A 20,620-nucleotide genomic window follows, 5' to 3' on the forward strand; every position below is an offset into this window, starting at 1 on the left:
CACCGACACCCCGGGGCGGCTCAGCGCAGGGTGCGGAAGAACGCCCGGACGTCCGCCACCAGGGCCTCCGGTGCCTGGAGCGAGGCGAAGTGGCCGCCGGTGTCGTGGACGGTCCAGCGGGTCACCCGGTTGGACAGCTCGGCCAGGGTGCGGATCGCCCGGTCGCCGTGGAACAGCGCCACCCCGGTGGGCACGCCCGAGGGCGCCGGGCGGCCCCAGCCGTCGGCCGCGATCTCGCGGTAGAGGCGGGCGGCCGAACCGGCGGTACCGGTCAGCCAGAAGGCGGTGACGTCGGTCAGCACGGCGTCCCACGAGGGCAGGGTCTGGCCGGTCGCCTCCGGGTCGTGGTCGACGAAGAATTCGAGGTTCCAGGCGAGTTGGCCGACCGGCGAGTCGTTGAGCGCGTAGGCCACCGTCTGCGGGCGGGTGGACATCTGCGTCGCGTAGCCGGAGTGCGCCTGCCACCACCGGGCGTTGGCCTCGGCCTTGGCCCGCTCGTCGGCGGAGAGCAGGGCGGACTCGGCGGCGGAGAGCGGGGCCGAGGCGCTCGGCGGCGCGTTGAGGTGGACACCGATCACCTCCTCGGGCGCCACCCGGCCGAGTTCGGGCGAGACGATGGCGCCGAAGTCGCCGCCCTGCGCGCCGTACCGGCGGTAGCCGAGCCGACGCATCAGTTCGGCCCAGGCGGCGGCGGTCCGACGGGTGCCCCAGCCCGGTGCGGTGGTCGGCCCGGAGTGGGCGAAGCCGGGCAGCGAGGGCGCGACGACGTGGAAGGCGTCGGCCGGATCGCCGCCGTGCGCCCGGGGGTCGGTGAGCGGGCCGAGGATGGGGGCGAAGTCGTGGACGGTGCTGGGCCAGCCGTGGGTGAGGATCAGCGGGACGGCGTCCGGCTCGGGCGAGCGGACGTGCAGGAAGTGCACGTTCTGCCCGTCGATCGTGGTGGTGAACTGGGGGAAGGCGTTGAGTGCCGCCTCGTGCGCCCGCCAGTCGTAGCCGTCCGCCCAGTACCCAGCCAGCTCGCGCAGGTACGGTGCGGCGACCCCGTAGGACCAGCCGGCCCCCGGCAGTTCGTCCGGCCAGCGGGTGCGGGCGATCCGCAGGCGCAGCTCGTCCAGTTCGCCCTGCGGAACGGCGAGCCGGAAGGGGAGGACGGCTTCCTCGTCGTTGATCATGCGGTGACGGTAGGCGGCGACTAGGTCAGCCGGCGTCCTACATGGTCCTGCTCGGTCCTGCTCGGTCCTGTTCGGCCAAACCGGTTGATCGGGACGGATCGTTCACCGAGCATGACAGGTAAAAGGCACACCGAGGGGCGTGCCGACGGGCGAGGATCGGACGAGCGGCGTGGCGGAGACGGAAACCGACTGGCAGTACGGCTACGGGGCGGACGGCGTCGTCCTGGTGCGGTACGGGCTCGGGGAGCGGGAGGGGCGCCCCTGGGCCGACCAGCTGGAGGTGGTCGACCCGCGCGGCGACCTGGCCGCCCAGGTCGGGTACGTGCGGGCGGAGATGGCGGGCTGGGTGGTCTCCGGACCGGTCGAGCTCGGTCAGGAGCTGGTGCGGCAGGGCGCCTCGGTACTGCGCCACGGCCACACCATGCACCGCGGGCTCACCGGCACCCCGCCCGCCGAGGGCTGGGAGGCCTGGGCCCGGACGCCGCTGCGGGACGGGTTCCGGAGCGTGCCGTGCGACCGCCCGGCCGAGGCGCTGGTCGCGGCCTCACTGGCCGCCTTCGGCCCCGGCCACCCCGACCACCGCCCGGCGGAGGCGGACAGCGACCAGCCCGCGGTGCAGCGGCTCGCCGAACTGCTCGCCGGCGAGATCATAGGGTCGCTGCTGCCCGTCAGCGCCCTGGTCGTGGACGAGGCCGACCGGGTGGTGGCCGGAGCCGTCCTGACCGACTGGGACGGGCTGCCCTGGATCGCCCATGTGTTCCGCGATCCGGCGCTCGGCTACCCCGGCCTCGGCCGCGACCTGCTGCGGCGCGTCCTCGCGGACCTCGTCGCCGAGGGCCGGACCGAGATCGGGCTGGCGGTGACCGAGGGCAACCGGGCCCGGCGGCTCTACGAGGAGATGGGTTTCACGGTGACCCGCAGCTCGCTGACGGTCATCGTCCCCTGAGTCCTGCGGCCCGAGGCCCGGGGCCCGCAGCCCGGCCCGAGCCACGCGGCGTCGGCCGCCGCCGTCCTGGAGCCGGCCCTCAGGGGTGGGCCAGCTCCAGGACGGCTATCCCGGCCAGGACGGTCGCGCTCGCCGCCATCCGCAGCCGCCCGAGGCGTTCGCGGAAGACCACGGTGGCGATCAGCGCGGCGATCACGATGCTGGTCTCGCGCAGCGCGGCGATCGTCGCGAGGTTCCCCCGGGACTGCGCCCAGACCACCAGCCCGTAGGCGGTCAGCGACAGCACCCCGCCGACCAGCCCCAACGGGACCGCCGGACCGGCCCCGACCAGCAGGCCCCGGCCCCGGCGCGCCCAGGCGATCAGTGCCAGCACCGGCCCCTGGAGCAGGAACAGCCAGGCGACGTAACCGCCGACCGTGCCCGCGTGCCGCACGCCGCCGCCGTCCGCCACGGTGTACGCGGCGATCATCACCCCGGTGCCGGCCGCCGCCATGAGCGCGGGCAGCTGGGCCCGGCCCGGTATCCCGTGGGCGAAGGCCAGTCCGGCCAGTCCGCAGGAGATCACGGCCACGCCGAGCAGTTCCCCGGTGCCGAGCCGGTCGCCGAGGAGGGTGACCGACAGCACCGCCACCAGCAGGGGCGCCGAGCCGCGGGCGATCGGGTACGTCTGCCCGAAGTCCCCCAGCTGGTAGGCGCGCAGCAGGAGCAGCTGGGAGACCACCTGGAGCACCACCGAGGTGATCAGGTACGGCCAGGCCGCGGCCGCCGGGAGCGGATTGAGCACCACCAGGACCAGCGCGCAGGCGGTGTACGCGAGGTTGATCAGCGCGAAGCCGACCAGCTTGTCCTGGATCCGGTGCGCCAGCCCGTTCCAGACCGCGTGCAGCACGGCGGCGGTCAGGACGGCCACGGGGACGGCGGCGGGCATGACGGGACTCCCCTCCGATGGGCGGCCGAGGGACCGGCGGATCGCCACCCTCGGAATCGGATTCCACGATACACTCCACTCATGGAAGAGCATTCCGATTTTTCCCCGCTGGAGTCCCAGCTGGCCGCGCACATCCGCGCCCGGCTCGGCGACCTGCGCGGCAGCGAGGCGCGGGTCGCCCAGGTGGTCCTGGCCCGGGGCGCCGACCTGGTCGGCCTCAGCGTGAGCGACGTCGCCGAACTGGCCGGGACGGCGCCCTCCTCGGTGGTCCGCGCCTGCCAGCGGCTCGGCTTCCGGGGCTACCAGGAGCTGAAGATCGCCGCCGTCCGGCAGGCCCCGGCCCCCGGGCCCGACCCCGCCGACACCCGGGACCCGGCCGCCCGGGCGCTCACAGAAACCGTGCGCGCCGCCCGCGAGGCGCTCGACGGGATCGCCACCACGCTCACCCCCGACCGGCTGCGGGCCGCGGCCGAGGCGCTGAACACCGCCGACCACGTGCTGGTCCTCGGCGCGGGCCTGTCCGGCGCGGTGGTCGTGGACGCCGCGTACCGGCTGAGCGCGCTGGGCCTGCGCACCGACTCCCCCGCCGACCCGATCACCGCTCAACTGGCCGCCGCCCAACTGCCACCCACCGCCGCCTGCCTGGCCGTCAGCCACACCGGCGCCACCCGCACCGTGGTCGACGCGGTCCGCCTCGCCCGGGACAACGGCGCCACCGTGGTCGCCCTCACCAGCTACGCCCGCTCCCCGCTCGCCGACGCCGCCACCCACACCCTGGTCGCCGGCGGCCAGGACCTCGTCTTCGGCCTGGAGACCACCGCCAGCCGGATCGCCCACCTGACGGTGGTGGACGCCCTCACCCAGACCCTGCTCGCCCTGCGCGGCGAACCGGCCGAGCGCGCCCTGCGGTTGTCCGCGGACGTGACGGCCGACCACGCGTACTGACGGAGCCTCAACGCGACCGGAAGGCCGGAAGGCCGGAAGCACCCTTCCCTTCCGCCGCGACACCCCACCGTGCGGCCACTGTGCGGCCATCGCACCGGCGCCGCACCGCCACCGCACCGGCGCCGCGCCACCCGTCCATCCGGTGAAATGGCCGTGAGGACGGTCGGTGGCGGTGTGTAGGCTCGCGGTCATGGCAAGGGTGACGCGGGACGACGTGGCGAGGGCGGCGGGAACGTCGACTGCGGTCGTGAGTTATGTGATCAACGACGGGCCGCGCCCGGTGGCGGCCGCGACGCGGGCCCGGGTGCTCGCCGTCGTCGAGGAGCTGGGGTACCGGCCGAACCGGGTCGCGCAGGCGATGGCCAGGCGGCGCACCGACCTCATCGGCATGGTCGTGCCGGACGCCCGCCAGCCCTTCTTCGCCGAACTCGCGCACACCGTGGAGCGCGCGGCCGCCGAGCGCGGGCGGCTGCTGCTGATCGGCAACTCCGACTACGCGGACGAGCGCGAGGCCCACTACATCCGCGCGTTCCTCGGCATGCAGGTGGACGGCCTGATCCTGGTGACCCAGGACCCCTCCGCCCCCGGTGTCACCGGCGTGGACGCCACCGAGGGGACGCCGGTCGTGCTGCTGCACCACCGCGCCGAGACCGAACGCGGGATCGCGGTGGTCGCGGACGACGAGGGCGGCGCCCGGGACGTCGTCCGCCACCTGCTCGGCCACGGGCACGCCGAAGTGCACTGCTTCGGCGGCACCTTCGCTCTCAGCCCGACCGACCCGGTGACCTTCCGCACCGCGGGCTGGGCCGCCGCGCTCGCCGAGGCCGGGCTGTCCGCCGAGGGCCGGCTGACAGCGGCACCGTTCGACCGCGTGCGGGCTCACCGGGAGGCGCTCGCGCTGCTGGCGCGCGCCGACCGGCCGGCCGCCGTGTTCTGCGCGACCGACGACCAGGCGATCGGCCTGCTGCGGGCCGCCGACGACCTGGGCATCCGGGTGCCGGAGGACCTCGCGGTGGCGGGCTTCGACGACATCGCCGAGGCGGTGATCGCCGGACCGCCACTGACCAGCGTGGCCACCGCCCAGGCGGAGATGGCACGCGCCGCCGTCGACCTGGTGCTGAGTGCGGGCGCGGACGGCGCGACGCCGCCGGCCCCCGGGGCCCGAATGTTCCCGGCCCGGATGGTGGTCCGCCGCTCCTGCGGCTGCACCGGGACCTGAACCGCCACCGGCAGCGCCCGGCGGCGGTTCGGACGGTCACCCGCGGTCCGGTCGGCCGCCGTCCGCTCGGCCGCCCTGCGGCGGGCCCGCCATGAGGTGCAGGTTCTCGTGGCCGTCGGGAGCGAGCACCCGGTCGTGGTGGAACGCGGAGATCCCGGCCCAGAACGCGCCCCGCTCGAACATCGCCTTCTCGTAGCCGGCGACGGCCGCGTCGAGGGCGTCGGCCGCGTCCACGGCATCGGCGCCCTCCGCGGCGAGCCGCCCGAACACCGGGGCCAACGCGAGGGCGAGTTCGGCCGCGTCCCACATCGCGAGGTTGACGCCCTGGCCCGCGAACGGCGACATCAGGTGCGCCGCGTCCCCGACCAGGGTGACGCCCGGGCGGCGCGGCCAGGTCAGGCCGACCGGCAGCTTCTCCAGCCGCTGGGTGCGCAGGGTGTCGTCGCAGGCGTCCAGCGCGGCACGGAACTCCGGCGCCCAGTCGGCGAAGTGGCGGGCGACGGCGGCCCGGGTGCGGTCCGGGTCGTGCGCGGCGAGGCCGGCCGCCGTCAGCCAGTCCTCGGGACACCGGAAGAACGCGTAGATCCGGATCCGGCCGTCGCTGTTGCGCTGGAGGACCAGGCCCTTGTTGTCGTGGAAGGCGAACAGGCTGCCGTGGCCGACCGCGGCGGCCGTCCCCGGGGCGGTGCGGTCGGCGTCGGGGATGCCGAGTTCGACCAGGCTGACGCCGGTGTAGTGGGGTTCGGCGGAGGTGAGCAGCGGGCGGACCCGCGAGTGGGCGCCCTCCGCGCCGACGAGCAGGTCGCAGGTCTGCACCGCGCCGTCGGCGAAGTGCAGCCGGTGCCGGCCCGCGCCGAGCGGCTCGGCGCGTTCGAGGCGGTGGCCCCAGCGGACGGCGGCCGGGTCGAGCGAGTCGAGGAGGAGGTCGCGCAGGTCGCCGCGGTCGATCTCGGGGCGCCCGGGCCGGCCGCCGCCCGTGAGAGCCGCGGTGTCCGCGACGTCCGCGCCCGGGGCGGGGCGGCTCCCGAAGGCGGGGTGCGCGGTGCCGTGCTTGTCGACGACCCGGAAGTCCTCGCCCTCCGGCCGGGCCTTCGCCCGGAACTCCTCGGTCAACCGCGCCTCCCGCAGGGCCCGTTGGCCGGTGTCGCCGTGCAGGTCGAGGGTGCCGCCCTGGCCCCGGACGTCCCGGGCGGGCTCGCGCTCGTACACGGTGGCGGCGATGCCGTGGACCCGCAGGATCCGGGCGAGGGTGAGGCCGGCGGGCCCGGCGCCGATGACGGCGATCCGCGGGGTGTCCGGCGCTCCGTCCGCCGTACTGTCCGATGTTCCGTCCGGCCCGCCGTCCTGCGTGCTGTCCGTGGGGTCAGTCGTCGCTTCGGTCATGCTGCGCCGTGCTCCTTCCGCGCCTTCGGGGGCTTCCGTCACGGCGGACGACACGTCCGGTCGTGACGCCGTCCCAGTCTGGTCGGCCGGGCGCGTGGGCAGTAGACCGGAATCGGACGGCGCGCGGCCGCCGGTCCGGTCAGACCCCGGCCCGGGTGAGCCGGCGGAACACGGAGGTCACCACGAGGGCGGTGAGGACCAGCAGCAGAACGGTCTCGACGAGCTGTATCGGGACGAAGTGCGACACCGGGTGGTAGCGCCCCCAGGAGGTCGGCGCGGCCGCACAGACATCGGACGAGATCGCGCATTCGGCGTTCGTCAGCCTGGTGCCGTCCGCGAGCACCACCCCGTGCTCCACCAGCCAGGCGTTGGCCGGCTGGGCGAAGCCGCCCAGCCGGTTGTTGTACCCCTGCTCCTCCTCGACCAGAGGCCAGAAGAACGGCCGTACCGCGAGCACCACCGCGTGGGCGAGCACCACCGCCGCACCGCTCACCAGCACGGCGACCACGGTGCGCCGCACCAGTTGGCCGACCAGCACCCCGAGCGCCGTGCCGAACAGCGCCCAGGCGACGGGGACCGTGCCGAGCACGGGATAGGTGAACCCCTGGAACGGCGGGTCGAAGCTCCACGCCCCGCTCACGATGTCCGACCGCCACACCCAGCTGGTGAGCGCCGACAGCACGGCGGACAGCAGCAGCACGACGGCGCCCGGGACGGCGAGCCGGGCCGCCAGCCAGCGGTACGGGGCGGCGGACTGCGCCAGCACCAGCCGCAGGGTGCCGCTCTCGTACTCCTGGGCGAGCAGGGGCCCGCCGAGGAACATGCCGAGCAGGACCGGGACGGCGGTGACGGCGGGCTGCACGATGTTCACGAACATCCAGCTCAGCATCCCGATCCGCCCGCCCTGCACCTGACACGTGAGGTCCCACACCCCCGTTTCGAGGCAGCCGATCCGGCGCATGGTCTCGACCCGGTCCTGGATCAGGACGTGCATCGTGATCAGGACGAGCGCGGCGAGGAGCGCCGGGATGACCATCGTCCGCACCGCCACCCTGCTCTGTCGCCAGGCCAGCCAGAGCACGCCGCTCGGTCCGCGGGAGGTGCCCCGGGAGGGACCGCGGCCGGGACCGTGCGCGGGGCGGACTTCGGCGGACGGGCCGGTCAGGGCGCTGGTGCTCATGCGACGGCCTCGCGATCGGGGGCGGTGACGGCGGTGGGGAGCGGGGTGCGGAGGTAGGCCAGCAGCAGTTCCTCCAGGCTCGGCCTGGTCGACTCCCACGGCCCGTCGACCGGTTCACCGGTGTGCAGCAGCGCGGTGACCTGGCGGCCCCGGACCCGCCGTTCCACCGCGGTCCCGGCGGGCAGTTCGGCCCCGTCGGCGACGCCGGTGAGCAACTGGTGGCCGTCCAGGATCTCCTCCAGGTCGCCGGCCAGCCGGATCCGGCCCGCCTGGACCAGCAGCAAGTGGTCGATGACACCGTCGAGTTCGGGCAGGATGTGCGAGGAGACGAGGATGGTGGTGCCGCGTTCGGCGGCCTCGGCCATCAGCACGCCCATCAGCTCGTGGCGGGCGAGCGGATCAAGGTCGGACATCGGCTCGTCGAGCAGCAGCAGTTCGGCGCGCTTGCCGAGGGCGAGCGCGAGCGCGACCCGGGTGCGCTGGCCGCCGGAGAGCGCACCGATGCGCGCGCGGCCCGGCAGCTCCCCCATGTCGATGACCCGTTGAGCGGTCTCCTCGTCCCACCCGGGATTGAGTTCGCGCCCGATGCGCAGGGTCTCCGCCACCGTGAAGGAGGGGTAGAGCGGCTTCTCCTGGGTGACGTAGGCGACCCGGGCTCGCGACTCCGGGGTGCTCAACGCCTCGCCGAACACCCGCAGTTCACCCTCGGTCGGCTCGATCAGCCGGGCCGCCAGGGTCAGCAGGGTGCTCTTGCCCGCCCCGTTCGCCCCGACCACGCCGCAGATCCGGCCGGCCGGGACGGTGAAGGTGCAGTCGTGCAGCGCCCACAGGTCGCGCCGGTACCGCTTGCCCAGCCCCACCGCCTCGACGGCCGGCCGGTCCTCGGCCGGTATCGCGGCCCCCGGTACGGATGTCGTGTCCGCCATGCGGTCCCCCCGCCCTCCCTAGTCCGTTGCGGCCGGACCCTCCGGCCCGGTCGACCCGTGCGGCGCCGCCGGGACGCCCGTCTCGAAGCGCTGCTCCAGTACGGCGGCCATCAGCGCGGCGATGTCCTCGCGGTCGAGTCCGGCCGCGCGGGCCTCGTCGACCCACCCCACCAGCCCGGCCCGCAGCGGCCCGTCGGCGGCCGCCCCGGGCCGGGCGAGCGACCGGCGGACGAAGGTGCCGAGCCCCGGCCGGGGCTCGACCAGCCCCTCGCGCTCCAGCTCGCGGTAGGCCTTCAGTACGGTGTTCGGGTTGATCGCGGTCTGCTCGACCACCTCCCGCGCGGTCGGCAGCTTGTCCCCGGGCTGGAGCACACCGAGCCGCAGCGCCTGCTTGGTCTGCTGCACGATCTGCTGGTAGGTGGAGACGCCGCTACGCCGCTCGATGCGGTATTCGATCACACCCGCATCACCCTTTCACTAGTTTATTAGTGGAATCGTGCCAAGCCGCAAGGTCGTGGTCAAGTCGAAGCGGGGGTCCCCGGACCTTCCGAGCCGCCCTGGCCGGCTACGGGCGGCGCAGCAGCCGCAGATCGCCGTCGGCCACGACCGGCCGGTAGCCGAACGATTCGTACCGGCCGAGCATCCAGCGGGTGTCCTCGATCGCGCAGGGGGCGTGCACGCTCGGGTCGGCCAGGTCGACGGCCACCCACTGCGGGCCGTCCGACAGGTCGTCGGCCGGCGACGGCACCGGCTCGCGGCAGACCAGGCCGACCGTGGTGCGCCCGGCCAGTTGCGCGGCGAGGCGGTTGGACGCGGCGACGGTGGCGCCGTCGGGTATCCGGGCGAGCAGCGCCTTGGTCGCCGCGAGGCGGGGCGAGGTGGCCCAGGCCCCGGGGGCGGCGAGCTCGTGCAGCGGGTAGACCGGGAGCGTCACGGCGGCGACCAGCCCGGCGACCACCAGCGCCCGCCGGGCCGGGCGAACGGCGGCGGCGTCCGGCGCGGCGGGAGCGGACGCAGCGTCCAAGGGGGCGGGACCGGGGGCGTCGGGCCGGCGGGCGAAGGCGCCGGTCCGGTCCAGGGCATCCACGAGGGCAGCGATCAGCAGCGGCATCAACACCGCGCTGTAGTGGTAACCCACGCCCCAGTAGTGCGGGTTGTCGGCGATCAGCCGCCACCCCACGGTCGGCACGCAGAGCAGCGCCAGCGGCGACCGCAGCCCGAGGAACCCGGCGGTCGCGGCGGCCAGCCCGAGCAGCAGCCACTTCAGCGGCGGCCAGAACAGCCGGCCCGCCAGCTCCCACGGCGCTCCGACGGCCTTCCCGGCACCCAGCTGCCCCCAGTAGGCGAAGTCGCCGCCGGGATTGAACGACGGCAGCACCACCAGCATGGTCAGCGCCGTCGCCGCCAGCCCGAAGAGCGCCGTCCCGAAGCCCAGCGCCCGGATCCCGCTGCCCCGCGCGGCCCGCCGGAAGACCAGCACCCCGACGGCGGCCACCGTCAGCCCGAGGTCCTCCTTCACCAGCACCAGCGGCAGTGCCCAGAGCACCGCCGCGGCCGACCGTCCCCGCCCGAGCGCGGTGGCCGCGCAGGCCAGCAGCGGCACGGCGAACGCGATCTCGTGGAAGTCGTCGGCGACTGCCTCGACGATCCCCCAGGACAGCCCGATCAGGCAGCCGACGGTGCCCGCGAGGCGCGGGCCGCCGACCTCGTGGGCCCACCGGCTCAGCGGCACCACGGCCAGTGCCATCAGCACCGCCTGGGCGAGCAGCAGCGTCACGGCGCCGGGGAACACCCGGTAGAGCGGGGCGAGGGTGACCAGCACCGGGTGGAAGTGGTCCCCGAGCAGGTGGTAGCCGGGGCCCTTGAGCAGCACGATCGGCGCCCGGCCGTCCGCGTAGGCGCGCACCGCCTGTTCGAAGATCCCCAGGTCGTAGGCCTGGGTCAGGACGCGCCGGTGCCGGTTGACGGCGACGCAGGAGTAGAGCGCCGCGAACAGCGCGGCCAGCCCCCAGGACAGGACCCAGGGCCGCCGGAGGCGGCGGAGCACCCTGCGGAGCACCCACATGAACAAACCACCCTTTCACTATTTGATTAGTGGAAGGGTGGTGGAACCCCGGCGCGGACGTCAACCCCGGGCGGGCCGCGCCAGGGGGGTGGCCCACCCCGGACAGGGGGGTTAACTCCCCCCTCGGGAAGGGGGTTTCTCCGGTTCCGGAACGGCGACCCGGCCACCAGACTTCCTGCCATGAGCCCAGAGCCCACGACCCTTCTGCCCCCGGTGCCGGCCGCACCCCCGCGCCGCGCCCCGGACGGCAGCGATTTCGCCCAGCTCACCCGCCGGATAGCCGAGGAGGGGCTGCTCGACCGCCGCCCCGGCTACTACGCGGTCCGCTTCGGCGTCACGCTGGCCGCGTTCACGGGCGGCTGGTACGCCCTGTTCGCACTGGGCGACACCTGGCAGCAGCTCGCCGTGGCCGCCGCGATGGCCGTCGTCTTCGGCCAACTCGGCCTGCTGGCCCATGACCTCGCGCACCGTCAGGTCATGGGCGGACGTCGCGGAAGCGAGTTCGGCGGGCGGATCGTCGCCAACCTGCTGATGGGCATGAGCTACGGCTGGTGGATGAACAAGCACACCCGCCACCACGCCAACCCCAACCACGAGGGCCGGGACCCGGACGTCGCGCCCGACATCGTGGTGTGGTCGCAGGACCAGGCCCGGCAGGCACGCGGGGTCGCCCGGTTCATCGGCAGGCGGCTGGCCTTCCTGTTCGTCCCGCTGCTCCTGCTGGAGGGCCTCAACCTCAGCTGCAACAGCTTCCGGGCGCTGCGCAGCCCGTACCTGAAGCGCCCCGGGCTGGAGGGCGCCCTGCTCGTCCTGCACTTCGCGGCCTACTTCGGGGCCGTCTTCACCGCCCTGCCGGCCGGCAAGGCGGTCGCCTTCCTCGCCGTCCACCAGGCCCTGCTCGGCGTCTACCTGGGCTGCGTCTTCGCGCCGAACCACAAGGGCATGCTGATGGTGACGCCGCAGATGCGGCTGGACTTCCTCCGCCGCCAGGTGCTGACCTCGCGCAACGTCCGCGGCAACCCCGTCCTCGACACGCTGATGGGCGGCCTCAACTACCAGGTGGAGCACCACCTCTTCCCCAGCATGCCGACCCCGGCGCTCCCGCGTGCCGCCCGGATCACCCGCCGGTTCTGCGCGGAGAAGGGCATCCCGTACCACGAGACCGGGCTGCTCCGCTCCTACCGCGAGATCTTCGCCCACCTCCATCGCACCGGCGAGCCGCTGCGCGCGGACCACTGACCGGCGGCGGCCGAGCGCGCCCCGCCGAGCGACCCCTGCCGAGCGCGCCGGCCGCCGCCGCTCAGACGAGTTCCTCGGCGAGCAGGTCCATCAGGAGGTTGTCGTGCCAGCCGCCGTCGGCGTCACGCTCGTACCGGCGCATCACGCCCACCGGGCGGAAGCCGACCTTCTCGTAGCAGCGGATCGCCGGCAGGTTGTCGACCGCCGGGTCGATGACCAGCCGGTGGAAGCGGTGGTGGCCGACCAGGTGGCGGGCCAGGGTGCGCACGGCGTCGGTTCCGTAGCCGCGGCCGTGGCAGGCCGGGTCGAGGTAGATGTCCAGACCGGCGTGGCGGTACTCGTCGTCGTCGTTGGCGTACCACTGGACGGCGCCGACGAGCCGGCCCTCGGCCTCGATGGCGAAGGTCTCGGTGCCGGACTCGGCGAGATCGGTGGTGACGGCGTCGGTGAGGTCCTCACCGCCGCGCCAGCGGGCGTAGACCTCGGGGGTGCGGCGGATCGCGACCAGGGCCGGGATGTCCCCGGCGACCGCCGGGCGGAGCGTGACGTGCGTGCCGTGCAGAATCGTCCCCATACGCGCGGATGCTTCCATGAAACGCCGCATTCGGCGAACCGTTTTCGACTTTGCACGCACCACCTCCCACCGGGGATGATTCGCCGTCGTGATACGTGTGCTGATCCTCGTCATCTTCCTGGTGGGCTACGTCGTCTACCGGATCGTCCGCCGCAAGCGCCATCTGAAGTGGGCCCGGGACGGCTTCGACCCGGCGGCGTACGGCATGGCCCCGCGCGAGCGGCTGGACCCGACCCGGTCCGGACCGCCCGCCCCGCTGGAGCGGCGGAAGCGCTCGCAGGCGATCGCCGACGCGGCCTGGGCCGGGGACTGGCGCCCGGCGGCCGGCTACGTCGCCGAGGCGGGCGACAACTGGGACGAGCGGTGGGAGCGGCTGGGGCTGCTGGCCGCGATCGCCGGCGACGGGGACGGCTGGCTGGGCGCCTGGCGCTCCGCCGAGCCCGGCAACTGCGACGCCGCCACCCTGGAGGCGAAGCTGATGGTGCACCGCGCCTGGGAGGTGCGCGGCTCCGGCTACCGCGGCGAGGTCGGCGACGACGCGATCAACGCCTTCCGCGAGCTGCTGCCGGCCGCGATCGAGGCGGCCCGCCGGGCGGCCCTGCTGGACCCGGCGAACCCGGGTCCGTGGGTGGTGGTCGTGACGGCGGCGCGCGGGGCGCAGTTCACCCCGGAGCAGTTCCAGGAGGCCTGGGACGAGCTGATGAAGCGCGCCTGGTACCACTACGACGGCCACTGGCAGGCCATGCAGTACTGGTGCGAGAAGTGGTTCGGCTCCGACAAGCAGATGCTGGCCTTCGCGGAGCGCGCCATGGACGCGGCCCCGCCGGGGAGCCCGCTGGGCGGGATCTACCTGCACGCCCTCGCGGAGCTGGAGGAGCGGCGCAGCATCGCCGGCACGATCACGGCGGACAAGACCAAGTGGCGGATCGAGAACCTCGCCGCCCAGTTCCGGCAGGTCCGGCCGGACGACGAGCGGCTGCCGCAGCTACGGCACCTGCTGGCGCACTTCGCCGGCGAGGCGGACGTCTACGGGGTCGCGCTGGAGCAGTTCCGGGCGGTCGGGCCGTGGTGCGGCGCGCGGCCGTGGAGCGAGCAGGAGGATCCGGTGGCGGCCTTCGACCTGGCCCGCGCGCTGGCGGTGAAGCGGGCCAAGGCGGAGCCGCTGGCGGCCGAGCTGCGGCCGGCGAAGAACTCCGGGGCGGGGCAGGGGCTGTAGCGGCCGCGGGGAGGGGCGCTTCCCACGCGCCCCTCCCCGTTCCGGGCGGGCGGCCCGGACGGCCCGGGCAGCCCGGTCGACCTGGGACCGCCCGGGGTCAGCTCTCCGGCCCGTAGGCGCCGAAGCCGCGGCAGACCAGGCCGTCGCGGAAGGTCAGCGCCTCCGCGACGGCCACGCCGCGCTCGTTGCGGTAGTCGAGCACGATCGTGTCGACCGAGACCCGCACCGAGTCCAGGGTGAAGTGCAGGTCGGGCAGCAGCGCCAGGGCCTTGCTCCAGTACGCCCGCAGCGCGTCCTTGCCGCGCACCTCCCCCGACGGGTCCCCGAGGAAGCTGACGACCCGGGGCGAGACGAAGACGACGTCGTCGGCGTAGTGCGCGAGGACGCCCTCCAGGTCGCGGGCGTTCCACACCGCCACCCACTCCTCGGCGAACCGCTGCGCGAAAGCATGATCGATGGTCATGCCCCCATCCTCCCCGTCACGGCGCGGACGCGGGGCGGGATTCGGCGGAGCGATCGTCGGCTCGGAGCGGGGCGACTCGGAGCGCGGCGGAGCGCGGACGGCCACGGAGCAACGGGCCGCGGTGGCCGGCCCGGAGATCCCCCGCGAGAATTTTCCGGCCGGCTGTCGAAAGGCCCCGAGCCCGTTCGACGCAGGGGTGAGAGGCGGGGAGAGGCCCCGCCCGCACACCGACGAGGAGTGAGCCACCATGCCGCGTTTCCTGTCACTGATCCGCATCGACGAGCAGCAGGCCTCCGAATTCCGCTCCGACCCCGGCTTCGAGCAGCGGATGGGCGCCCTGTTCGAGGAGATCACCAAGGCCGGGGTGATGCTGGACACCGCCGGGCTGCTGCCCACCAAGGAGGGCACCCGGCTGCTCTGGGACGGCGGGAAGGTGAGCTGCACCGACGGCCCGTTCACCGAGACCAAGGAGGTCGTGGGCGGCTACGCGCTGCTCCAGTGCAAGGACAAGGCCGAGGCCGTCGAGTGGACCCGGCGCTTCCTGGAGACGCACCCGGCGCACTGGCACGTCGGCGCCGAGCTGCGCCAGATCGACGAGGGCACCGCGTCCCCGGAGGCGTGACCGACGGGGCGGTGGTTTGCCGCGGTGGGCGGCGGCTGCTCTGATGGGTGATCGTGACGGAGCGCAACGCGGGAACGGCTGAGCCGGCGCGGACGGCGGGGGCGGTGGAGACGGCCAGGACGGTCGAGACCGTCTTCAGGATCGAGTCCGCGCGGATCATCGCGGGGGTCACCCGGATCGTGCGCGACGTCGGCATCGCCGAGGAGCTGGCGCAGGACGCGCTGGTCGCCGCCCTGGAGCAGTGGCCCGAGTCGGGCGTCCCGGACCGTCCGGGCGCCTGGCTCATGGCCACCGCCAAGCACCGCGCGATCGACCTGGTCCGCCGCCGGGAGACCTACGCGCGCAAGCTCGCCGAGGTCGGGCGGGCGCTGGAGGACGTCCCGCCGCCCGAGCCGTCCGGGCCGGACGACATCGACGACGACCTGCTGCGGCTGATCTTCACCGTCTGCCACCCGGTGCTGTCGGCGCCGGCCCGGATCGCGCTCACCCTGCGGCTGCTCGGCGGGCTGACCACGGCGGAGATCGCCCGGGCCTTCCTCACCACCGAGCCGACCGTGGCCCAGCGGATCGTGCGCGCCAAGCGGACGCTGGCGCGGGCCGGGATACCGTTCGAGGTCCCGTACGGGGACGAGCGGGCGGCCCGGCTCTCCTCCGTGCTGGAGGTCGTCTACCTGGTCTTCAACGAGGGCTACTCGGCGACCGCCGGGGACGACCTGCTGCGGCCCGCGCTCTGCGAGGACGCGCTGCGGCTGGCCCGGCTGCTGGCCGCGCTGATGCCCGCGGAGCCGGAGGCGCACGGGCTGGCGGCGCTGCTGGAGTTCCAGGCCTCCCGCACGGCCACCCGCACCGGGCCGGGCGGTGAGCCCGTGCTGCTCGCCGACCAGAACCGCGCCCGCTGGGACCGGCTGCTGATCCGGCGCGGGCTCACCGCCCTGGGGCGGGCGGGCGGCGGGCCGTACTCCGTGCAGGCCGCGATCGCCGCCTGCCACGCCCGGGCCGCGCGCTACGAGGACACCGACTGGGCGACCATCGCCGCGCTCTACGGCCGGCTGATGGCGCTGACGCCGTCCCCGGTGGTGGAGCTGAACCGGGCGGTGGCGCTGTCGATGGCCGAGGGACCGGCGGTGGCGCTGGAGGTGGTGGACGCGCTGGCGGCCGAGCCGGCGCTGCACGCGTACCACCTGCTGCCCAGCGTCCGGGGCGACCTGTTGGCGCGGCTGGGGCGGGGCGCCGAGGCGCGGGCGGAGTTCGAGCGGGCGGCGGGGCTCACCCGCAACGTCCGGGAGCGGGAGCTGCTGCTCGCCAAGGCGGCGGAGGCGGCCGAGGCGGCAGCAGCCCGAGCGGACGAGGGTGGAGGGTTCGAGGGCTGAGGGTTTCCGGGGGTTCGGGGGTCAGAGGGCGTCGTCGAGCCGCAGCCGGGCGCTGACCTGGCCGAGGCCGTCGGCGAGCACGGCCAGCTGCTCCCGGGTGAGCACGTCGATGAGCAGTTCGCGGACCAGGGCGACATGGCCGGGGGCGGCCTCGCGCAGCATCTCGCTCCCCTGCTCGGTGAGCTCGGCGAAGACGCCGCGCACGTCGCTGGGACAGGAGCGGCGGCCGACCAGACCCATCTTCTCCAGCTGGGTGACCTGGTAGGTCAGCCCGCTCTTGGAGGTGACCAGGATGTCCGCCAGCTCGGTCATGCGCAACGAGCCGGCCGGGGCGGCGGAGAGGTGGACGAGGATCTCGTACTGGGTGTGGGAGAGGCCCGATTCCTCCTTGAGCTGGCGTTCCAGGCGACGGTTGAGCAGGTTGCTCGCGGTGACGAAGCTCCGCCAGGCGGCCATCTCCTCCTCGTCGAGCCACCGGGGCTCGTACGGGGAGGCGGCGGAGGGGGGCGCCGAAGGTGCGGACGAGGTGGAGGGCATGGGGTGATCGTACTCCTATTGTTCAAATTCGAACGAAGGTGTACGGTCTACCTTGTCAGGTTCAAATTTGAACTACCGACCCGTATCCAGTCGCTGAGCACCACACCCCGAGCGTCAGAGGAGAACAGTCGCCATGAGCACCGCCGCCCCCGAGCGCATGCCCGCCCTCTACCTGTCGCACGGCGCGCCGCCGCTCGCCGACGACCCGGTCTGGCCCGGTGAGCTGGCCGCCTGGTCCGCCGGCCTGCCCCGGCCCAAGGCGATCCTGATGGTCTCCGCGCACTGGGAGGAGGCCCCGCTCGCGCTCGGCGCCGTCACCACCGTGCCGCTGGTCTACGACTTCTGGGGCTTCCCCGAGCACTACTACCGCGTCCAGTACGCCGCCCCCGGCGCACCGGAGCTCGCCGAGCGCGTGCGCAAGCTGCTGCGCGCCCCCGGGACACCCGTCCAGGACATCCCGGACCGGGGCCTCGACCACGGCGCGTACGTCCCGCTGGTGGAGATGTTCCCGGAGGCGGACATCCCGGTCCTCCAGGTCTCCATGCCGACCCTGGACCCGCAGCGGCTGCTGGAGATCGGCCGCCGGCTCGCCCCGCTGCGCGACGAGGGCGTGCTGATCGTCGGCAGCGGCTTCTTCACCCACAACCTGCGGGCGCTCAGCCGCGACGGCCGGGTCACCTCGGTGATGGCCGAGTTCGACGACTGGGGCCGGCGCGCGCTGGAGGCCCAGGACCTCGACGCGCTGCTCGACTTCGAGCAGAAGGCCCCGGCCGGGCGGCTCGCCCACCCGCGCACCGAGCACTTCGCCCCGCTGTTCGTCACGCTCGGCGCGGCGGAGGACGAACTGGCGGGCCAGCGCACGGTGATCGACGGGTTCTGGATGGGCCTGGCGAAGCGCTCGATCCAGCTCGGCTGACGGCCCGGCCCGCCCGACGGCCTGCCCGACGGTCGACCGCGCCGGCCGGCGAATGCCGGCCGGAGCGCGCCGGTCAGAGCGCGCCGCAGGTGAAGCGCTCGCCGATGTGCTCGGGCTGCTCGATCTCGTCGACCAGCGCCACCGCGTAGTCCGGCACCGAGATCCGGCTCTCCCCCGCCGCGTCGGTGAGCAGTTGCTCCAGCGCGGTGCGGTAGCGGCCGGTGCGCTCCCCCGGGCCGATCCGGGCGGCCGGACTGAGCACCGTCCAGCGCACGTCCGAAACCGTCCGGAAGTACTCCAGCGCGTCGCCGTGCGCGTGCATGATCTCCAGCACCGCCTCCGGCAGGCCCGGGGCGTCCCAGACCCGGGTGCCGGGCGCGGTCTCCAGGCTGCCCGCGCCGCCGACCGAGATCAGCCTGGGCGCCTCGCCGCCGAGCCGGCGCAGCCCCTCGACCAGCGCCCGGGCGGCCGGTTCGATCAACGCCCGGTGGCCCGGGCCGTCGCCGCCGCCGACCGCGCTCACCAGGGCGTCCCGTCCGGCCGCGACCCGGGTCACGTCCGCCGGGTCCAGCACGTCGCCGCGCTCGACGGACACCTCCGCCGGGTAGCGCGCGGTGTCGAAGCGGGACGGGGTGCGGACGACCGCCGTCACCCGGTGGCCGCGCGCGGCGGCCTCCGCGACGACGGCGCTGCCGATGGTGCCGTTGGCGCCGAACACGGCGATGCTGGCCATGGGGGTACCTACCTGTTCTCCGGGGGGCGGCGGGAAGGCGGCCGGGTGGGGATCCGGAGCCAGCAGTAGCACCCGGGGCGGGCGGGCCCCTGGCGGACACGCGGGAACGGGTGAGACGGTGGGCCGATGACTGATCGTCCGTTGAACGGTGATGACGTCCGGGCGGCGCTCGGCGAGCTGACGGCCGTCCTGGGGCCCGCCGCCGAGGCCGGCGGCGCCCACTGGGAGGCGCCCGCCGGACTGCTGGAGTGGAGCTGCTGGGAGACCGCCGCCCACATCGCGCACGACCTGCTCGCCTACGCCGGCCAGCTCGCCGCCCGGCCCGCCGACCGCTATCTGCCGATGGACCTGACGGTGCGCCCGGAGGCCGGGCCGGCCGAGGTGCTCACCGTGGTCACGGCCTGCGCGCAGCTGCTGGCCACCGCCCTGGACGCGGCCCCGCCCACCCTGCGGGCGTACCACCACGGGCCGTGCGACCCGGCCGGCTTCGCCGCGATGGGCGTCACCGAGACCCTGCTGCACACCCATGACATCGCCCTCGGGCTCGGCCTGGAGTGGCGGCCCCCGCAGCGGCTCGCCACGGCCGTACTGGCCCGGCTCTTCCCCGACGCGCCCGCCGGGGATCCGGTGGACGTGCTGCTTTGGTGCACCGGCCGCGGGGAGCTCGACGGCCGCCCGCGCCGGACCTCGTGGAGCTGGCGGGCGGCCGTCGAGTAGAACGCGGGGTCAGCCGGTCGCGGCCTCGGTGGCGATCCGCTCGGCGGCACTGCGCTCGACGCAGAACTCGTTTCCCTCGAGGTCGGTGAGGGTCGCCCAGCCCTTGCCGTCCGGGGTGCGGTGGTCCTCGAACAGCGTCGCACCCAGGGCGAGGAGGCGCTCCACCTCCTCGTCCCGGGTGCGGTCCTGCGGCTGGACGTCCAGGTGGACGCGGTTCTTGACGGACTTGCCGTCGGGCACCCGGATGAAGAGCAACGAGGCGCCCGCCGACTCGACCACGGCCTCCGGGTCACCGGGGTTGTCGTCCGCACCCAGGGTGCCGTCCAGGACCTCCGCCCAGAACCGGGCCAGGGCGTAGGGGTCGGCGCAATCGATCGTCACATGTCTCACCAAAGAAGCCATGGGGGCCACTCTGGCTCGGATCACGACGGCGGTCCAGTCCTTATCCGGCGGGCCTGCTGTGCCAGTGGCCGTCGAGCGGGTACTGCGGCGGGGCGGCCGGTACGAGGGCCTCGAACGGGTAGCCGGCCTTCTCGGCGACCCGGCAGGACGCGGCGTTGTCCCCCTCGTGGAAGAGGTCCAGCCGGACCAGCCCGTCGGCGGCGAAGGTCTCCCACGCCCAGCCCGTGAGCGCCGCCAGCGCGCGCGGGGCCACGCCCCGGCCGCGCGCGGCGGCGGCCGTCCAGTAGCCCACCTCGGATCCGGCGCTGCCCGGCGCGCCGCGCTTGAGCACGACGTTGCCGATCAGCACGCCCCGCTCCAGGACGGCGAAGGAGTAGCGGCTGCCCTCGGCGCGGCCGCGGTCCTGGGTCTCCAGCCAGCCGGCGGCCTCGTCGAGGTCGGTCACCTGGTTGCGGATGTAGCGGCGCAGCGTCGGGTCGCGGTGGATGTCGAGCAGGGCGGGCGCGTCCTCCGGCAGGAAGGGGCGCAGCAGCAGTCCCTCGGCGCGCGGCGCGGCGGCGGCGAGCGCGTTCGTCACCGCAGGCCCTCCCAGCCCCAGCGCGGGGTGGGTCCCGGTTCGCCGAGGTCGGTGCCGGCCGGGGAGGCGGAGACGTCCTCGGCGATCCTGGTGCCCCAGTCGAAGTACTCCAGGACGCGGCGGCGCAGCAGCTCGTCCTCGGGCAGCTCCGCGTTCACCGCCTCGGCCATCAGCTCCATCCAGCGCAGCCGCTGCTCCTCGGTGATGGCGAGGCCGAGGTGGGCGCGGAGCAGTTCCCGGTGGCCGCCGAGGTCGGTGGTGAAGCGGTCCGGGCCGCCGAACACCTCGGCCAGCCAGACGGCGACGTGCTCGATGTGGGTGGGTGTGAACCGGGCGAAGACCGGCGCGAGCAGCGGATCGGCGAGCACGCCCTCGTAGAAGGTGCTGCTCAGCCTCCGCAGGGCGTCCAGGCCCCCGATCGCGTCGTACAGGCTGTCGGAGCGGTGGTCGGTCATCGGTGCGTCTCTCCCCCGTGGACGGTTCTTCTCCC

General features: G+C 74.5%; 23 protein-coding genes. 9 read left to right on the forward strand and 14 right to left on the reverse strand.

Translation table 11 applies throughout. The features are described 5' to 3' along the window. Positions 1-20 precede the first annotated feature (20 nt). On the reverse strand, positions 21-1,172 hold the full coding sequence (locus tag ACFVUH_RS03165; protein ID WP_387910835.1) for an epoxide hydrolase family protein: 1,152 nt from the start codon (positions 1,170-1,172) through the stop codon (positions 21-23). A 169-nt stretch (positions 1,173-1,341) separates the two neighbouring features. Between ACFVUH_RS03165 and ACFVUH_RS03170 the strand changes: the two genes are divergently transcribed. Further along, positions 1,342-2,118, forward strand: a complete 777-nt coding sequence (locus ACFVUH_RS03170) for a GNAT family N-acetyltransferase (protein WP_355368683.1) — start codon at positions 1,342-1,344, stop codon at positions 2,116-2,118. 79 nt (positions 2,119-2,197) lie between these two features. Here the strand turns inward: ACFVUH_RS03170 and ACFVUH_RS03175 are convergent, their stop codons facing one another. Further along, positions 2,198-3,046, reverse strand: a complete 849-nt coding sequence (locus tag ACFVUH_RS03175; RefSeq protein WP_387910837.1) for an EamA family transporter — start codon at positions 3,044-3,046, stop codon at positions 2,198-2,200. 81 nt (positions 3,047-3,127) lie between these two features. On the opposite strand from ACFVUH_RS03175, the gene ACFVUH_RS03180 reads away from it, so the two are divergent. Both ACFVUH_RS03180 and ACFVUH_RS03185 read left to right on the forward strand, forming a co-directional pair. Then, positions 3,128-3,991, forward strand: a complete 864-nt coding sequence (locus ACFVUH_RS03180; protein WP_387910839.1) for a MurR/RpiR family transcriptional regulator — start codon at positions 3,128-3,130, stop codon at positions 3,989-3,991. Positions 3,992-4,181: 190 nt separating this feature from the next. Beyond that, complete coding sequence (locus ACFVUH_RS03185) at positions 4,182-5,210, forward strand: LacI family DNA-binding transcriptional regulator (RefSeq protein WP_387910841.1); 1,029 nt, start codon at positions 4,182-4,184, stop codon at positions 5,208-5,210. A gap of 36 nt (positions 5,211-5,246) precedes the next feature. Here the strand turns inward: ACFVUH_RS03185 and ACFVUH_RS03190 are convergent, their stop codons facing one another. The 5 genes from ACFVUH_RS03190 to ACFVUH_RS03210 all read right to left on the reverse strand — a co-directional run bounded on the left by ACFVUH_RS03190 (position 5,247) and on the right by ACFVUH_RS03210 (position 10,764). After that, positions 5,247-6,593: an FAD-dependent oxidoreductase gene (locus ACFVUH_RS03190; RefSeq protein WP_387910843.1), complete on the reverse strand. Its 1,347-nt coding sequence runs from the start codon at positions 6,591-6,593 to the stop codon at positions 5,247-5,249. A 139-nt stretch (positions 6,594-6,732) separates the two neighbouring features. Continuing rightward, positions 6,733-7,773, reverse strand: a complete 1,041-nt coding sequence (locus tag ACFVUH_RS03195) for a hypothetical protein (protein ID WP_387910844.1) — start codon at positions 7,771-7,773, stop codon at positions 6,733-6,735. Beyond that, positions 7,770-8,699 (reverse strand): ABC transporter ATP-binding protein, encoded by a 930-nt coding sequence (locus ACFVUH_RS03200; RefSeq protein WP_387910846.1) that lies wholly within the window; start codon positions 8,697-8,699, stop codon positions 7,770-7,772. Before ACFVUH_RS03200 ends, ACFVUH_RS03195 begins: the two co-directional genes overlap by 4 nt. 18 nt (positions 8,700-8,717) lie before the next feature. After that, positions 8,718-9,158, reverse strand: coding sequence for a GntR family transcriptional regulator (locus tag ACFVUH_RS03205; RefSeq protein WP_387910848.1), 441 nt, complete (start codon positions 9,156-9,158; stop codon positions 8,718-8,720). Positions 9,159-9,264: 106 nt separating this feature from the next. Then, complete coding sequence (locus tag ACFVUH_RS03210; RefSeq protein WP_387910850.1) at positions 9,265-10,764, reverse strand: DUF2079 domain-containing protein; 1,500 nt, start codon at positions 10,762-10,764, stop codon at positions 9,265-9,267. A 180-nt stretch (positions 10,765-10,944) separates the two neighbouring features. Between ACFVUH_RS03210 and ACFVUH_RS03215 the strand changes: the two genes are divergently transcribed. After that, a complete protein-coding gene (locus ACFVUH_RS03215) occupies positions 10,945-12,003 on the forward strand; it encodes a fatty acid desaturase family protein (protein WP_387910852.1) in 1,059 nt (352 codons plus the stop codon). A 61-nt stretch (positions 12,004-12,064) separates the two neighbouring features. Here ACFVUH_RS03215 and ACFVUH_RS03220 read toward each other — a convergent pair whose 3' ends face one another. Beyond that, entirely contained in the window at positions 12,065-12,577 is a 513-nt protein-coding gene (locus tag ACFVUH_RS03220) for a GNAT family N-acetyltransferase (protein ID WP_387910854.1), read from the reverse strand. Between the two features lie 88 nt (positions 12,578-12,665). Between ACFVUH_RS03220 and ACFVUH_RS03225 the strand changes: the two genes are divergently transcribed. Further along, positions 12,666-13,793: a hypothetical protein gene (locus tag ACFVUH_RS03225; RefSeq protein ID WP_387910856.1), complete on the forward strand. Its 1,128-nt coding sequence runs from the start codon at positions 12,666-12,668 to the stop codon at positions 13,791-13,793. A gap of 97 nt (positions 13,794-13,890) precedes the next feature. Here the strand turns inward: ACFVUH_RS03225 and ACFVUH_RS03230 are convergent, their stop codons facing one another. Then, the gene (locus tag ACFVUH_RS03230; RefSeq protein ID WP_355368707.1) at positions 13,891-14,256 is read right to left on the reverse strand and encodes a nuclear transport factor 2 family protein; all 366 of its coding nucleotides are present in this window, start codon (positions 14,254-14,256) and stop codon (positions 13,891-13,893) included. Between the two features lie 247 nt (positions 14,257-14,503). Between ACFVUH_RS03230 and ACFVUH_RS03235 the strand changes: the two genes are divergently transcribed. Then, entirely contained in the window at positions 14,504-14,878 is a 375-nt protein-coding gene (locus ACFVUH_RS03235) for a YciI family protein (protein ID WP_387910858.1), read from the forward strand. 104 nt (positions 14,879-14,982) lie between these two features. Continuing rightward, on the forward strand, positions 14,983-16,248 hold the full coding sequence (locus ACFVUH_RS03240; RefSeq protein WP_355368839.1) for a DUF6596 domain-containing protein: 1,266 nt from the start codon (positions 14,983-14,985) through the stop codon (positions 16,246-16,248). A 21-nt stretch (positions 16,249-16,269) separates the two neighbouring features. On the opposite strand, the gene ACFVUH_RS03245 is transcribed toward ACFVUH_RS03240, so the two are convergent. Next, positions 16,270-16,785, reverse strand: a complete 516-nt coding sequence (locus ACFVUH_RS03245; protein WP_355368711.1) for a MarR family transcriptional regulator — start codon at positions 16,783-16,785, stop codon at positions 16,270-16,272. 133 nt (positions 16,786-16,918) lie between these two features. Between ACFVUH_RS03245 and ACFVUH_RS03250 the strand changes: the two genes are divergently transcribed. Then, positions 16,919-17,701, forward strand: coding sequence for a class III extradiol ring-cleavage dioxygenase (locus ACFVUH_RS03250; protein WP_355368713.1), 783 nt, complete (start codon positions 16,919-16,921; stop codon positions 17,699-17,701). Between the two features lie 73 nt (positions 17,702-17,774). Here the strand turns inward: ACFVUH_RS03250 and ACFVUH_RS03255 are convergent, their stop codons facing one another. Then, on the reverse strand, positions 17,775-18,434 hold the full coding sequence (locus tag ACFVUH_RS03255) for an NAD(P)-dependent oxidoreductase (RefSeq protein ID WP_387910860.1): 660 nt from the start codon (positions 18,432-18,434) through the stop codon (positions 17,775-17,777). Between the two features lie 126 nt (positions 18,435-18,560). Between ACFVUH_RS03255 and ACFVUH_RS03260 the strand changes: the two genes are divergently transcribed. Next, positions 18,561-19,151: a maleylpyruvate isomerase N-terminal domain-containing protein gene (locus ACFVUH_RS03260; protein WP_387910862.1), complete on the forward strand. Its 591-nt coding sequence runs from the start codon at positions 18,561-18,563 to the stop codon at positions 19,149-19,151. A gap of 9 nt (positions 19,152-19,160) precedes the next feature. On the opposite strand, the gene ACFVUH_RS03265 is transcribed toward ACFVUH_RS03260, so the two are convergent. The 3 genes from ACFVUH_RS03265 to ACFVUH_RS03275 all read right to left on the reverse strand — a co-directional run bounded on the left by ACFVUH_RS03265 (position 19,161) and on the right by ACFVUH_RS03275 (position 20,585). After that, a complete protein-coding gene (locus ACFVUH_RS03265; protein ID WP_387910864.1) occupies positions 19,161-19,532 on the reverse strand; it encodes a VOC family protein in 372 nt (123 codons plus the stop codon). A 61-nt stretch (positions 19,533-19,593) separates the two neighbouring features. After that, positions 19,594-20,130 (reverse strand): GNAT family N-acetyltransferase, encoded by a 537-nt coding sequence (locus ACFVUH_RS03270; RefSeq protein ID WP_387910865.1) that lies wholly within the window; start codon positions 20,128-20,130, stop codon positions 19,594-19,596. Beyond that, on the reverse strand, positions 20,127-20,585 hold the full coding sequence (locus ACFVUH_RS03275; RefSeq protein ID WP_355368723.1) for a group II truncated hemoglobin: 459 nt from the start codon (positions 20,583-20,585) through the stop codon (positions 20,127-20,129). Before ACFVUH_RS03275 ends, ACFVUH_RS03270 begins: the two co-directional genes overlap by 4 nt. Positions 20,586-20,620: the final 35 nt, after the last annotated feature.

Source organism: Kitasatospora sp. NPDC058032 (assembly GCF_042885845.1).
Taxonomy (GTDB): Bacteria; Actinomycetota; Actinomycetes; order Streptomycetales; family Streptomycetaceae; genus Kitasatospora.